The 14251-nt window shown below is 69.7% G+C and carries 12 protein-coding genes; 3 read left to right on the forward strand and 9 right to left on the reverse strand.

Going from position 1 to position 14251, the window contains the following annotated elements:
• The first annotated feature begins 695 nt into the window (after positions 1-695).
• Positions 696-3446 carry a DUF3772 domain-containing protein gene (locus tag ABS772_RS12430; RefSeq protein ID WP_350394913.1) on the forward strand — a complete coding sequence of 917 codons (2751 nt, stop codon included), beginning with the start codon at positions 696-698 and terminating at the stop codon, positions 3444-3446.
• Between the two features lie 115 nt (positions 3447-3561).
• Positions 3562-4068, forward strand: a complete 507-nt coding sequence (locus tag ABS772_RS12435; protein ID WP_350394915.1) for a CAP domain-containing protein — start codon at positions 3562-3564, stop codon at positions 4066-4068.
• A gap of 10 nt (positions 4069-4078) precedes the next feature.
• On the opposite strand, the gene ABS772_RS12440 is transcribed toward ABS772_RS12435, so the two are convergent.
• Positions 4079-4912, reverse strand: coding sequence for an OmpA/MotB family protein (locus ABS772_RS12440; RefSeq protein ID WP_238255827.1), 834 nt, complete (start codon positions 4910-4912; stop codon positions 4079-4081).
• Between the two features lie 14 nt (positions 4913-4926).
• Positions 4927-5700 (reverse strand): motility protein A, encoded by a 774-nt coding sequence (locus tag ABS772_RS12445; protein WP_238255826.1) that lies wholly within the window; start codon positions 5698-5700, stop codon positions 4927-4929.
• Positions 5701-5968: 268 nt separating this feature from the next.
• Between ABS772_RS12445 and ABS772_RS12450 the strand changes: the two genes are divergently transcribed.
• Positions 5969-7741 carry a glucan ABC transporter ATP-binding protein/ permease gene (locus tag ABS772_RS12450; RefSeq protein ID WP_350394917.1) on the forward strand — a complete coding sequence of 591 codons (1773 nt, stop codon included), beginning with the start codon at positions 5969-5971 and terminating at the stop codon, positions 7739-7741.
• Between the two features lie 298 nt (positions 7742-8039).
• On the opposite strand, the gene ABS772_RS12455 is transcribed toward ABS772_RS12450, so the two are convergent.
• The 7 genes from ABS772_RS12455 to ABS772_RS12485 form a co-directional block, all read right to left on the reverse strand.
• The gene (locus ABS772_RS12455; RefSeq protein ID WP_350394918.1) at positions 8040-8609 is read right to left on the reverse strand and encodes a hypothetical protein; all 570 of its coding nucleotides are present in this window, start codon (positions 8607-8609) and stop codon (positions 8040-8042) included.
• Positions 8610-8730: 121 nt separating this feature from the next.
• Positions 8731-9462 (reverse strand): 6-phosphogluconolactonase, encoded by a 732-nt coding sequence (pgl, locus tag ABS772_RS12460; protein WP_350394920.1) that lies wholly within the window; start codon positions 9460-9462, stop codon positions 8731-8733.
• Positions 9459-10451 carry a phosphogluconate dehydrogenase (NAD(+)-dependent, decarboxylating) gene (gene gnd, locus ABS772_RS12465; protein WP_350394922.1) on the reverse strand — a complete coding sequence of 331 codons (993 nt, stop codon included), beginning with the start codon at positions 10449-10451 and terminating at the stop codon, positions 9459-9461. Before gnd ends, pgl begins: the two co-directional genes overlap by 4 nt.
• A gap of 115 nt (positions 10452-10566) precedes the next feature.
• On the reverse strand, positions 10567-12162 hold the full coding sequence (locus tag ABS772_RS12470) for a cytochrome c (protein ID WP_350394924.1): 1596 nt from the start codon (positions 12160-12162) through the stop codon (positions 10567-10569).
• 42 nt (positions 12163-12204) lie between these two features.
• Complete coding sequence (locus tag ABS772_RS12475; protein WP_350394926.1) at positions 12205-12558, reverse strand: hypothetical protein; 354 nt, start codon at positions 12556-12558, stop codon at positions 12205-12207.
• A gap of 3 nt (positions 12559-12561) precedes the next feature.
• Positions 12562-13059 carry a TspO/MBR family protein gene (locus ABS772_RS12480; RefSeq protein WP_350394928.1) on the reverse strand — a complete coding sequence of 166 codons (498 nt, stop codon included), beginning with the start codon at positions 13057-13059 and terminating at the stop codon, positions 12562-12564.
• A complete protein-coding gene (locus ABS772_RS12485) occupies positions 13056-14249 on the reverse strand; it encodes a geranylgeranyl diphosphate reductase (RefSeq protein ID WP_350394930.1) in 1194 nt (397 codons plus the stop codon). The genes ABS772_RS12480 and ABS772_RS12485 overlap by 4 nt, the downstream gene beginning before the upstream one ends.
• Positions 14250-14251: the final 2 nt, after the last annotated feature.

Raw genomic sequence — 14251 nt, forward strand, 5'->3', positions numbered from 1 at the left:
CACTCACTGCTCGTGACGGCGCCCCGTGGGCGCCTCGGCCGTGGACGCTTGAGGTCCGAAAGGCCATGCCGTGCCCGCGACGGCCGGGGTCCGGGAGGCGCCTTGGAACCGTGCCGGAGCGCATGGCGCCCCCACACGGCCGCGCCTCTCCGATCCGTCGCGCGCGCTCGCGCCACATCCACAACCGGAACGCGGCGCGCTCCGGCGGGACGGCGGAACTGAAGGAAATCGGGTGGACCTTGAAGCCGACGGCTCCCCCGACCGGCGAATCGTGCCGGTTCGAACCGAAGCGTGGCGGGGCGGACGATCAGCGCCGCCTCCTCGCTGCGTGAGGATATGGCCAAGTCCATCGCGGCTTAGTGTAATATCAGCGTGACAAGCTTGTGAAGGCGAGCGGGCGGTCCGCGACGTCGCGGCCGCCGATTTTCCCTGAAAATGGGACTTCCGCCGTCCTCCCGCACGCTTTCGCCCCATTACGCGGGCAGAGACCGGGCCACGATGATGCGCCATTCCTTTTGTGCATCGCAAAAAGTTTGGCCGATGCCCCTCGGCAGGTTTGGCCGAGGCCCTAGCTCAGGGCATCATAAGGCAGAAAATTTTGGTACGGCGCGGTCGCGCGGGCATCGCAGCCGGAGCGACACCTGTTTCAAGCGCCGCGGACCCGAGGCGATCCGTTCCTCCCGCGAAGGATGACTATGCGACGACACTCCCTTCTCTCCCGTTTCCGCCATGTGGTTCGCGGCACGGCCCTGATCGCGACGCTGGCCGCGACCGCCGTCCTCCCGAGCGCGGCGGTGGGGCAGGGGAGTCCGCCGGCGGCACCGGCGACGCAAGCACCGGCCGCCAAGCAGCCGAACGCCGCGCCGCCGCCGGCGAACGGTCAGCCGGCTCCCGCGAACGGGCAAGCCGCACCGGCCGCCAAGCCGGCCGCACCGAAGGCGCCCGTCTCGGAGGCGCTGCAGACGCTCCGCGACCGCCTCGACACCATCAAAGCGGATCTCGACTCGCGGGAGAAGGCGATCACCGGGCCGAATGTCGGCGCGGGCGATCTGACCCGCGCCCGGGACGGTCTCGACCCGCTCGCCGACCGGCTGCGGACGGTGATCGACCTTCTGGGACCCCGGCTGGACGCCGCCCGCGAGCGCCTCGCGCAGATCGGCCCGAAGCCGAAGGAGGGTGAGGAGAGCGAGGAGGTCGCCCGCGAGCGCGCCGAGCGCGAGCAGGCGGTCAACGACATCGACGGAACGCAGAGGCTGGCCAAGTCGCTGCTGGTGCAGAGCGACCAGATCGTCGATCAGATCTCGAATCGCCGCCGCGCCGCCTTCACCCGCGGTCTGTTCGAGCGCAGTTCGTCGCTGGTGAGCCCCGACCTGTGGATGCGGGTCGGCGCGGACATCCCGCGGGACATCAGTTCGCTCAAGAGCGGGTTCGACGACACCGTGGCCATGGTCCGCCGCAACGGCAGCCTGTGGAACCTGCTGATCCTCGGCCTCGCCCTCGGCCTGTCCTTCGCCCTGTATTTCGGCCGGCGCAACATCGCGCCTGCCCTCGGGCGCCGGGACATCAACGTCGCCACGCCCTCGAAGCGCGCCAAGCTCCTGGGCGCGTGGCGGGTGCTCCTGCTCGGGACGTTGCCGGCCCTGGCGGGAAGCTACGCGGTCTACTTCGCCCTCGACGTGACCGAGCTGCTGCCGGCCCGCTTCCTGCCGGTCGCCAGCACCATCCTCGGCGGCATCGCCTTCATCGCCTTCGTCGAGGCGACCAGCGACGCGCTGCTCGCGGTCAATAAGCCAGCCTGGCGTCCGGCGCCGGTCTCGGACGCCGCGGCGTGGCGGATCAACGCGCTGGCGGTCAGCATCGCCGTCGTCATCACGGTCTCGAAATCGACCGAGGCGCTGAACTCGGCGATCTACGCCGCGCTGCCGATCTCGATCGCCACGCGCGGCCTCGGCGCCGTGACGGCGGCGCTCCTGCTCGCCATCGGCCTTCACCGCTTCGCCGACACGGCGGAGAAGGAGGAGGAGTGTTTCGGCCCTTACGTCGGCACCGAGACCTCGTCGAACATCGGCGGGCCGCTGCGGCTGCTTGGCTGGGTCGCGGTCGCCGTGATCGCGGTCGCGCCGCTCGTCGGCTACGTCGCCTTCTCGGCCTTCGTCGTCGATCAGCTGATCTGGAGCGCGAGCATCCTCGTGCTGCTCTGGCTCCTGATCGTCAGCGCCGACGTGCTGATCGGCGGCTCGCTGTGCGAGGACACCCGCATCGCCACGACGCTCCAGGCCAATACCGGCCTGCGCAAGCGCTCGCTGAACCAGATCGCGGTGCTGACGACCGGTTTCGCCCGCGTCCTGCTGATCGCCGTCGCCGCGCTGCTCGCGCTGGCGCCCTGGGGTCTCGATTCGACGGACGTCTTCTCGTCGGTCCGCACGGCCTTCTTCGGCTTCAAAGTCGGCGACGTCACGATCTCGCTCTCGGCGATCGCCTTCGGTGTCAGCATCCTCGTCCTCGGCGTGTTCATCACCCGCGGCGTGCAGCGCTGGCTGGAGAACACCTACCTTCCGGCGACCGACCTCGATGCGGGCCTGCGCAACTCGATCTCGACGGTGGCCGGCTATGTCGGCTTCCTGCTCGCCTTGGCGCTGGCCTTCTCCTATCTGGGCCTCAGCTTGGAGAAGCTGACCATCGTCGCCGGCGCGCTGTCCGTGGGTATCGGTTTCGGCCTCCAGTCGATCGTCAACAACTTCGTCTCGGGCCTGCTGCTGCTGTGGGAGCGCCCGATCCGGGTCGGCGATCAGGTGCTCATCGGCGACAGCGAAGGCATCGTGAAGCGCATCTCGGTGCGCTCCACCGAGATCCAGACCTTCGACCGCTCGGCCGTCATCGTACCGAACTCGAACCTGATCTCCGGCATCGTGAAGAACCGCGTGCGGGGCGACCGCACCGGCCGGGTCATCATCTCGGTCAGCGTTCTGCGCAGCAAGGATCCGGTGCAGGCGGCCGAGATGATGGTCGAGTGCGCCAAGGCGCACCCGGACGTGCTGAAGGAGCCGGCGCCGCGGGTGGTGTTCAAGAAGATCGGCGACCCCTTCCTGGAGTTCGAGCTGATCGCCATGGTGGTCGACGTCAATCTCGGCCAGAAGGTGCAGAGCGACCTGAACTTCTCAGTGTTCAAGACGCTGGCCGACGCCGAGTTCATCCCGCCGATGGGACCGGCCTCGAGCTTCATCACCGTGCAGGGCCTGGAGCCGGTGCGCGACGCCCTCGGACAGATCGCCCACGCGGTCGGCAGCCCGGCGGCGCACGTGATCGCGCCTCCGGCGGCGTCGCGATCGGAGGGCGACGAGAAAGGCCCGGCCACGGCCGACGAAGCCGCTTCGTCCGATGCGCGCGAACCAGCCCGCCGGTCGGGAAGCGCGTCTCAGGACGGGAACCTCCGGCGCCACGGATGAGGGGGCACGATCGACGGCGCCCCCCTGGGGAAAGCGGGGCCGCCGCCGCCGAAACACTTGAGTTTTCAGCGGGCAAGGCCCACCTGAGCCGTCTGCCCACGGGAAAGCTGCTTTCGTGCTCGGACGTCAGACCTTCCTCGCCGCCCCCGCGGTCCTCGCCCTCGTGGCCCTTCTCCAGGGTTGCGCGGGGCAGATGACGCCCGACGCGACGGGTCTGCCGAGCATGTATCTGCCGCTCACCACCGGCAGCACCGCGGTCGACGCGGGCGCGGCCCGGGACATGATCTCGGCCTATCGCCGCAACAACGGCGCCGCGCCGCTCGTCATCGATCCGGAACTGCAGCGGCTGGCCGAGACCGAGGCCGCCGCCATGGCCGTCTCCGATCGGCCGAGCAAGAGCCAGACGGTGCGCGCCGCCGTGACCCGACTTGGCTACGAGGGCGCGGACGCGAATCTCTCGGCAGGCTACCACACCCTCGCGGAGGCCTTCTCGGGGTGGCGCGACAGCCCTCCGCACCGGGCCGTCATGCTCGCGCCGGAGGCCAAGCGCATGGGGATCGCCACGGCCTACGCGCCGGGCTCCAAGTACAAGGTCTACTGGGCATTGCTGGTGGCCAAGTAGCCTTCGGCCGTCAGGGCACGGTCTTGCCGTTCGGCGTCGGCGGCGGCTCGGACAGCAGCGTCACCGTCACCCGACGGTTGGCCGCGAGGTAGGGATTGTCGGGAAACATCGGCTCGGTATCGGCCTTGCCGGTCACCGAGGCGAAGCGGTCGTCGGGCAGGCCGGCATTCGCCAGAACGTCGCGCACGCTGAGCGCGCGATTGGCCGAGAGCTCCCAGGGCGGAGCCGTGTCGCGGCTGCCGGGGCGGAGGGTCGCGGTGAAGCCCGTCACGGCGATGCGGTTCGACAGCTTCATCAGCGTCGGGGCGAGGCGCTCCAGGAGCCGCCGGGTGCGGTCGTTGGGGCGGCTCGATCCTTCGGGGAACATCGAGCGGCCGTCCTGATCGACGATCGACACGTCGAGCCCCTTCCGGCTCGGCGCGATGATGACGTTCTTCGACAGCTCCGCCACCTCGGGCATGTCCTGCATCGCCTGGCGCAGGGAGGCGGCGGCCTGCCCGAAGGCGTCCGGATAGCCGCGGTCGGGAATGCCGTCGTCGAGGCCGCTGTCGATCTGCGGCGGCGTCGTGCGGTCGGTGGCGCGCTCGGGCGGCACGTCGCGTAGATGCTTGAACTTGTCCGCCGTCGGGATCCCCTCGCTCTCCAGGATGCCGGCGAACTTCGATTCCTTGTTAACGCCGAAGGCGTCGCGCATCGAGCCGGCGACGACCTGGAGCTTCTTCTGGTCCTGCGTCGAGTAGGCGGCGATCATGACGAAGAAGCTCATCAGGAGCGCCATCAGGTCGGCGAAGGTCACGAACCAGCCGTGACCGCCGTGGGCGCCGCCGCGCTTCTTCTTGGCCACCGCCTATACTCCCGTCACGCCGCTTCCGCGGCGAGATCCTCGCGGTGGTGCGCGGGCAGGTAGGCGATCAGCATCTCGCGGACCAGCGAGGGGCTCTTCTGGTCGCGGATGAGCAGGATGCCGTCGATGATGAGGGAGCGCGACACGTCCTCCTCCTCGAGCTTGACGTGCAGCTTGTCGGCGATGGGCAGGGTGACCATGTTGGCGATGAGCGCGCCGTAGAGCGTCGCGAGCAGGGCGGTCGCCATGGCGGGGCCGAGCTTCGACGGATCGGACATGTTGGCGAACATCGTCACCATGCCGAGGATGGTGCCGATCATGCCCCAGGCCGGGGCGCAGTCGCCGAAGGCCCGGTAGATCTTCGAGCCCTCGTCGAGATGCATCAGGAAGTTGTCGCGGTCGCGCTCCATCGTGTCGCGGATGAAGTCGCGGTCGTAGCCGTCGGCGATGTAGCGCGCGCCCTGCGCCAGGAACGGGTCCGAGATCTCCATGTTCTCCAGGGCGATGGGGCCCGACTTGCGCACCACGTCGGCGATCTTGGTGATCTCCTCGATCAGGTCGTGCGGCTTCACCGAGCGCATGGTGAAGGCGTAGCGCAGGCCCATCGGCAGGCCGTGCAGCATGGTCGAGAACGGGAAGCGGATCATCGTCGCGGCGACGGCGCCGCCGAAGATCACGATCACCGCATGTTTATCGAAATAGGCGGCGAAGTTGCCGCCATCGATCATGATGAGCGTGAACACGACGCCGATGCCGCCGAGCAGCCCGATACCGGTTGCGAGATCCATGACGCCGACGCCCGAAGCCCGGCCGATCCTGCCAGCCGTGCCCCAGGTCTAAAAAAACAGGCTGAAGGAAGGGTAAAAGGGATTGGCCGATCCATCGTTTCGCCGTCATGTGCCGTTCAGGGGCAACGAGCCATAAGTTCCCATGCCGATTGACCGGGCGGCCCTTGCGGAGATCCGCAGCCTCTCGGTCGGCCGGCGCCGGGACGGTCCGGTTCCAACGACGGGATCCCCACGGCCGCAGCCGAATGGGGCGGGGAGCGAAAACACGATGTCGATGATTCGACTCTATGCGCGGGTGCTGGGCCTGCTCGGAGCGGAGAAGCGGCTGGCCATCGGTCTGATCGTGGCCAACGTCCTGCTCGCAGTGGCGGCCTTCGCCGAGCCACTGATCATGGGCCGTATCATCGACGGCCTGACCCATCTCTCCAAAGAGACGCCCGCGACCACGCTGATTCCGTGGATCGTCGCCTGGGTGGTGTTCGGCCTGTTCACCATCGGCGCGGGCGTGGCGATCGCCCTGCATTCCGACCGGCTTGCCCACCGCAACCGGCTCTCCACCATGGCGAATTTCTTCGAGCACGTGCTTGAGCTGCCGATCGCGTTCCACTCCTCGAACCATTCGGGCCGCGTGCTGAAGGCGATGCTGGAAGGCACGAACGCCATGGCCTGGGTCTGGCTCAACTTCTTCCGCGAGCACTTCTCCGCGCTGCTCTCCGTGGGCGTGCTGCTGCCGCTGACGCTGTTCGTGAACTGGCGGCTCGGCGCGATCCTCGTGGTCCTGGTCCTCGTCTTCACGGCGCTGGCGAGCTACGTCCTGCGCCGGACGGAGACGCTTCAGGGCGAGGTCGAGCAGTTCCAGTCGGGGCTCGCCGCCCACGCCTCCGACGCGCTCGGCAACGTCGCGGTGATCCAGTCCTTCACCCGCGCACGCGCCGAGAAGGAAGCGATGCGCGACATCATCCACGACCTGCTGCGGGTGCAGATCCCCGTCCTGTCGTGGTGGGCGCTTGCGAACGTCGCCACCCGCGCCTCCGGCACGCTGACCATGACCGCGATCTTCATCACCGGCATCGCCCTGCACCAGAAGGGCGCGGCCACCGTCGGCGAGATCGTCGCCTTCATGAGCCTCGCCACCATGCTCGTGACGAAGCTCGACCACGTCGTGACCTTCGTGAACGGCGTGTTCATGCAGGCGCCGAAGATGCGCGAGTTCTTCGAGGTGGTCGACACCGTGCCGACCGTCAGCGACCGGCCGCACGCCAAGCAGGTGGCCCGGTTCGAGGGCGCGGTGAGCTTCGACGAGGTCGCCTTCTCCTACGACGGCCGCCGCAACGCCCTCGACGGCGTGTCCTTCGCCGCGCTGCCCGGCGAGACCGTGGCGCTCGTCGGCACCACGGGTTCGGGCAAGTCGACGACGCTGGGCCTACTGCACCGGACCTTCGATCCCGATGCCGGCGCCATCCGCATCGACGGCATCGACATCCGCGACATCGGCCTCTCGTCCCTGCGCCACAATATCGGTGTCGTGTTCCAGGAGCCGATGCTGTTCAACCGCTCGATCCGCGAGAACCTCCAGGTCGGCCGCCCCGACGCGACCGATGCGGAGATGATCGACGCCCTCGAGCGCGCCCAGGCCAGCGAGTTCATGGCGCGTCAGCCCGAGGGGCTCGATACGATCATCGGCGAACGCGGCCGGTCGCTGTCCGGCGGCGAGCGCCAGCGCCTCTCGATCGCCCGGGCGCTCCTGAAGAACCCGCCGATGCTGATCCTCGACGAGGCCACGAGCGCGCTGGACGCCGCCACCGAGCGCAAGCTGCAGCAGGCGCTGGAGACGGTGATGGAGGGGCGCACGACCTTCGTGATCGCCCACCGCCTGGCGACGATCCGCAACGCCGACCGCATCCTCGTCTTCGAGAACGGCAAGATCGTCGAGGCCGGCAATTTCGACGAGCTGGTCGCCCTGAACCAGCGCTTCGCGGCGCTCGCCCGGGCCCAGTTCATGGCCGCCGAGGCCGAGGACGACCTGCCGCTCGCCGCCTAAATGGAACCTCGCGACCGGCGCCGGGGTGGTGCCGGAGATGCACCCGCCCTGGCTTGATTCGTCAGGGTCCGCACAGCCGGTGGCAACGGATACGGTTTCCGGCTGATCGCTTCGGCCGCCGCCTCTCTCTCCTCCCCCTTGTGGGGAGGAGGCAGGAGGTGGGGGTGGTGCCGGATCAAGCGCAGCGGTGCCTTCTGCACCACCCCCACCCCGAACCCCTCCCCACAAGGGGGAGGGGACAGGCCATGCTCTGACCGAACCAATCAACCGGAAGCCGCGCGATCGGGCGCGGCTCGGATCACGGTCTGCCGTAAGCCCTCGCGGCGACGGGGGGCGTTCTCTCGGAGACCGGCGCCTGAACGGCGTCGAAGACGGTTTCATCGAGCGTCAGAACCGGCAGAGCGCCGAGATCGACCTTGGGTGCGGCCGCCCGTTTCGCAACCGGGACCGCCGGCGCGACCGCGACGGGCACGGCCGGCTGCGGGTCAGGCGACGGCCCCGCGGAAGGCGACGGCAGGGACGCCTCGACCGCGGGCGGTGATTCGCTGGCCGGTGCAGCAGCCTCCGGCGCCTGCGCGGCGCCGACGACGCGGGCCGGTTGCGCGGCGTCTTGAGCAGGTTCCGCCATCATCGCGGGTGCGGGCTGCTCGGCGACGTCCGTGCCCGTGCGGATCTGCGGTGCGATCGCCCAGGTCGTGACGAGCGAGAGACCCAGCAGCCCGGCATACACGGCCCAGACGGGCCGGCGGCTGCGCCGGTCCAGGGGCTTCAGCGGTCCGGGCTGGATGCGGCCGCGCCGCCGAGCGGAGCGCGGCGGATCGGCTCGGAGCCGAGGTTCCGACGCGGTTGCGCCTTCGGCTGCTACCATCGGGGGTACTCCCGTGTCGTCGAGGATCGCCGGTTCATACTCCGGTAGGATCCACGTCGAAAGTGAGGCGGATCCGCCCGTCGCGGTGGACGAGGCGGACCGCAAACGGGTGTCGGCGGCTTCAGGCCTCAGCCGCGTCGCGATCGACGTACCACGTCACCCGTCCCGCGCTCTCGACGCGACGCGCCGGCAGGTCCTCGCCCTCGGCGAGTCGCCGCAATGGTTCGCGCTTGCCCGCGCCGTTGACGAGGAAGAGCACGGACCGCGAGGAGGCCAGGACCGGGAAGGTGAGGGTGATGCGCGGCACGAACGGCTCCATTCCCGCCTCCGGCACCGGCGCGGCCCAGGCCTCGCGCTCGGCAAGCGCCGGCTTGCCCGGAAACAGCGAGGCGGTGTGCCCGTCGCTGCCGAGACCGAGGAGCACGAGGTCGAAGAGCGGCCGATTCGGGTCGAGCCGGTCGCTGCCGTAGAACTCCTGCAGCGTCCGCTCGTAGGCGCGGGCGCCCGGCTCGGCGCCCTCGTCGGAGGGAATGAAGTGCAGATGCGTCGCGGGCACCGGTGCCGCGTGGCCGAACGCCTCGCGGACCATGCGCACGTTGCTCAAGGCGTCGTCCCACGGCACCACCCGGTCGTCGCCGAAGAACCAGTGGATCCGCGCCCACGGCACGCGCTCGACGAAGCCGGGCGAGGCCAGCAGCGCGTAGAGCCGCTTCGGCGTCGAGCCGCCGGACAGGCAGATGGCGACGCGATCGCCCTCGGCACTGCCGGCCATCGCCAGGAGGTGCTCGGCCGCCGCGCGGGCCGTCGCCTCCGCATCCGCCATCAACTCGGTGTTCGGGGGAAGCGGGATCACGGCGCGGGCCCGCGGCGCGGCGGTTCCTTGTGGCCGCCGAAGCCCTGGCGCATCGCCGAGAGCAGCTTGTCGGCGTAGCTCTCGTCCTCGCGGGAGCGGAAGCGGCGGTAGAGCGCGCTGGAGAGGACGGTGGCCGGCACGGCCTCCTCGATCGCCGCGTTGATGGTCCAGCGGCCCTCGCCGGAATCCTCGACGTAGCCCGAGAACCCTTCGAGGCGCTCGTCGCCGGCCAGCGCCGCGGCGGTGAGATCGAGGAGCCAGGACGAGACCACGCTGCCCCGCCGCCAGACTTCGGCGATGTCGCCGAGATTGAGATCGAACCGGCGTCCCTCCGGGATCTCGGGGGAGTTGGCGTGGCGCAGGATGTCGAAGCCCTCGGCATAGGCCTGCATCAGGCCGTACTCGATGCCGTTGTGGATCATCTTCACGAAGTGGCCGGACCCGCTCGGACCGGCATGGATGTAGCCCTGCTCGGCCCGCGGATCACGGCCGTCGCGCCCTGGCGTCCGCGGGATCTCGCCGAGGCCCGGCGCCAGCGTGCGGAAGATCGGGTCGAGCCGGTCGACGGCCTCCTTGTGGCCGCCGATCATCATGCAGTAGCCGCGCTCCAGGCCCCACACGCCGCCGGAGGTGCCGACATCGACGTAGTGGATGCCCTTGGCGTCGAGGTCGCGGGCACGGCGCACGTCGTCCTGGTAGAAGGAGTTGCCGCCGTCGATGATGCAGTCGTCGGCGCTCAGGAGGCCGCCGAGCGCGATCACCGTCTCCTCGGTGATCTGGCCGGCCGGCAGCATCACCCAGGCGGTGCGCGGCGCCTCCAGCTTCGCCACGAGATCCTCCAGACTCGACGCGGCGGTCGCGCCCTCGGCGGCCAGCGCCTCCACCACCTTCGGATCGCGGTCGTAGACCACGGCCGTGTGGCCGTCGCGCAGGAGACGGCGGACGATGTTGCCGCCCATCCGGCCGAGGCCGATCATGCCGAGTTGCATCCGGTCGCACTCCCATCGAGGCCATCAGAGTGCGCCGCGCGATCCCTCACGGTTCGAAACCGGGTGGTCCGAAGCGGCGACTACACCCGCCAATGGTAGGGCGCAGAATCCGGAATCAAGGCTTCGCCGGACGCGCCCCCGAGGCCGGCGGCTGGCCGGGCATGGCATCCACCCGCTTCTCCGGGTTCTTGACCTGGCTGTAGGCGACGTTGCCGAACGAGCCGATGGTCGCCGACCAGGGCAGCGGCTCTGCCTCGCGATCGCTGCGGTTCGCCTGACAGAAGGCCGCGAGCAGCCCGTTGACGACGGCGTCGTCGCCCGCTTCCGGCGCGGCCGCCTTCACCTGCGGCGCGGCGCGGGCGAGGACCGGAACGAAGTCGTTCGGCTTCAGCCCCTTCAGCCGGTCGCCGCCGACGGCCTGCTCGACGCCGGCCTTGAGCTTGTCATCATCGATGGTCGAGCAGGGCGCGTTGCCGGCCATCATCGTCTTGATCTTCTGCCGCGCGGTCGCGACGACGCCGGTCTCGGAGACGACCGGAGCCTTGTTGCCCCAGGAATTGCGGATGTAGTCGGTGACGTTCTTGATCTGCTCGTCGGTCATCTCCTGGCCGATGGCCGGCATCGGCGCGTAGCCGCTCTGCGCCGCGAGGCCGCCGACGATCACGTTGATGACCGACTCGGGGCCCGCGGACTGGACCGAGGTGTTGCCCGCCAGCGCCGGGATCGCGCCCTCGACGCCCTTGCCGTCCGGGCGGTGGCAGGAGGAGCAGTAGGTCAGGTAGGTGTCCGCCCCCGGCGCTCCCGGCTGGTTGAAGGCCTGGAGATCCTTCTCCTTGTAGGTCTGCTTGGCGGGGATCGTGCGCAGATACGCCACCATCGCCTGCAGGTCGGCGTCGGTCATCTTGGAGAGCGACTCCTCGATGGTCTGGCGCATCGGGCCCGCGGCCACGCCCGGTCGGTTGCCCGGGGCCGTGCCGGTCTTGAGATAGGTGACGACTTCCGCGTCGCTCCAGGCGCCGATGCCCTGGTGCCCGTCCGGCGTGATGTTGGGCGCGTACCAGCCGTCGATGACGCCGCCGCCGAAGCGTCCGGCGAGGCTCGAATTGCCGACGAGCTTGCGCTCGTTGTGGCACATGCCGCAATGGCCGAGCCCCTCGACGAGATACCCGCCGCGGTTCACCTCCGCGCTCGCATTCGGATCGGGCTTGAAGCGCTCGGCGGTGAAGAAGGCGGTGCGCCACGTGATCAGGGCGGTGCGGACATTGAAGGGGAAGGGGATCTCGTTCTCCTCCCGCTTCTCCTTCACCGGCGTCAAAGACTTGAGGTAGGCGAAGATCGCCTTCGTGTCCTCGTCGGACACCTTGGTGTACCAACCGAACGGGAAGGCCGGGTAGAGATACTCGCCCTCGTCACCGATGCCGTGGCGGAATGCCTTCTCGAAGGTCTCGTAAGTCCACTTGCCGATGCCGGTCTCGTCATCCGGCGTGAGATTGGGCGTCTTGATCGCACCGATCGGCGTGTCGAGCTTGTAGTTGCCGGCCATGTACTTGCCGCCGGCCTTTGTGTGGCAAGCCGTGCAATCGCCCGCCGTCACCAGATACTCACCGCGCTTCACGAGGTCGGCGTCGGCCTCCTGCGCGCGGGCCGTGCCGACGGACAGGAATGCGGCCACGGCGAGCCAACCGGAGCCCAGGGCGGTGAGGCGTGACATGAACCCGATCTCCGATATGGAAGAGCCCCGGCAAGAATTGTTCTAAGTCATCGGCGGACGCGCACCGAACGTTCGCCACCATCGGTTGTTCCAGGCCGCTTTGTCACAGTCCGGTGCGCGGGCCGGATCGCTCCGGCGAAAGCGCAGCGCCAGATCGGCGAGGTGCGCGGCCAGTGCGACGATGAGGCAGGCCGCGATGCCGGGCCAGGCCGCGCCGGTCAGCGCCGCGCGAAGGGCCAGCATCAGCGCGGCGCCGGAGGCGAGGTTGGTGAGCAAGGCGCCCGGCGCCGGGCCGCGGCCCCAGCGCCCCCGCACGGCGAGCAGCACCAGCGCCTCCGCGGCGACCAGCACGAGGATGATGTCGACGATGCGCCCGGAGACGAACATCTCGGCCATCGCTCAGGCGCTCCCGAAGCGCGGATTGAGCCTCAGGATGGTGAGGTTCAGGCATCCGGCCACGCTCACCCAGGCGAGATAGGGAAGGTTGAGCAGGGCTGAGACGGTCGAGACCCGGCCGACGGCGAGCACCACCGCCAGAATGGAAAGCCACAGCAGAAGCAGCTCGACGAAGGCCCAGTCGGGCCGGCGAAGGCGGAAGAAGATCACGCTCCAGGCGATGTTGAGCGCGCCGTTGACGGCGAAGACCGCGACGAGGCGCGTCCGCATTGCGGGATCTGGGTCGGCGTTCCAGGCGACGACCGCCGAGGCGGTGGTCAGGGCGAAGATCACGGTCCAGATCGGACCGAAGGCCCAGTCCGGCGGCTTCCAGCCGGGAACACGGAGGCGGCGGTACCAGGCATCGGTCCGGGTCGCGATGCCGCCCGCCGCGGCGACGGCGAGGGCGACGAGGCCGGCGACGGCGGGCGGCCCCCAGCCGCCGTCGAGCAGGCCGGTCACGGCGAGACCCAGCGGAACAGGTGGGCCAGATCCTTGAAGAAGATCCGCGCGTGGGCGGTGGGTTTGGCGCGCACGAGCTCCTTGTTCATGTAGGCGTCCCAGGTGAGCTGCTGGACGTCCCGGTCTTTGCAGATCGCGACGAAGCGCTCGCGCAGGGCATCGCTGCGGTACCAGACCCACTGCATCATCCCGAGGATCCAGAAGACGCGCCCGTGCAGCCGCATGAACCGCTTGCGCGCGAGGGCCAGCGCGCGGACGTCGCCGGTGGCAAGGAAGGCCTCGGCCGCTTCGGCCGCGAGGCGCCCGCCGAGCATCGCGTAGTAGATGCCCTCGCCGGAGGCCGGCGCGACCACGCCCGCCGCGTCGCCCGCGAGCAGCACGTCGCGTCCGTTGTCCCAGCGCCGCAGGGGTTTCAGTGGGATCGGCGCGCCCTCCCGGCGGATCGTCTCGCAGGCGTCGAGGCCGGTGCCGGCGCGCAGGTCGCGGATCGCGCCGCGCAGGGAAAAGCCCTTGCGGGCGCTGCCCGTGCCGACGCTGACGGTCTCGCCGTGCGGGAAGATCCAGGCGTAGAAGTCCGGCGAGAGCCGGCCCTGGTAGTAGACGTCGCAGCGCGCGCCGTCGTGCCCCGCATCCGCCGGCCGCTGGACGATCTCGTGATAGGCGAAGACCTGCCGCATCCGGGCATGCCCGGGGATCTCGGCGCGGCCGACGGCGGAGGTCGCCCCGTCGGCGCCGATGACGAGGCGAGCCCGCGCCCGGTGTTCCTCACCGCCCTTGCCGGCGCGGTAATGCACCGTGGCGAGCCCCGCGCCATCGCGGGAGATGCGCTCGAACAGGCCGTCGCGCAGCGCCGCCCCCGCGAGGACGGCCCGCTCGCGCAGGAACGGATCGAAATGCTCGCGATCGACCATGCCGACGAAGCCGTCGCCGACCGGCATGTCGACGTGGCGCGCGCTCGGCGCGACCATGCGGGCGCTGCGGATGCGGGCGACGAGGAGATGATCGGGGATCGCGAAGTCGCGGATCAGCCGCGGCGGGATCGCGCCGCCGCAGGGCTTGATCCGCCCGGCCTTGTCGAGAAGCAGCACCCGGTGACCGGAGGCCGCGAGGTCGGCGGCCGCCGTCGCCCCCGAGGGGCCACCCCCCACCACCACGACGTCGAAGATCTCGCAACCGTCGTGGTCTGCCATGG

Origin of the sequence: Methylorubrum podarium (assembly GCF_040270385.1) — a bacterium.
GTDB classification, from domain to species: Bacteria; Pseudomonadota; Alphaproteobacteria; order Rhizobiales; family Beijerinckiaceae; genus Methylobacterium; species Methylobacterium podarium.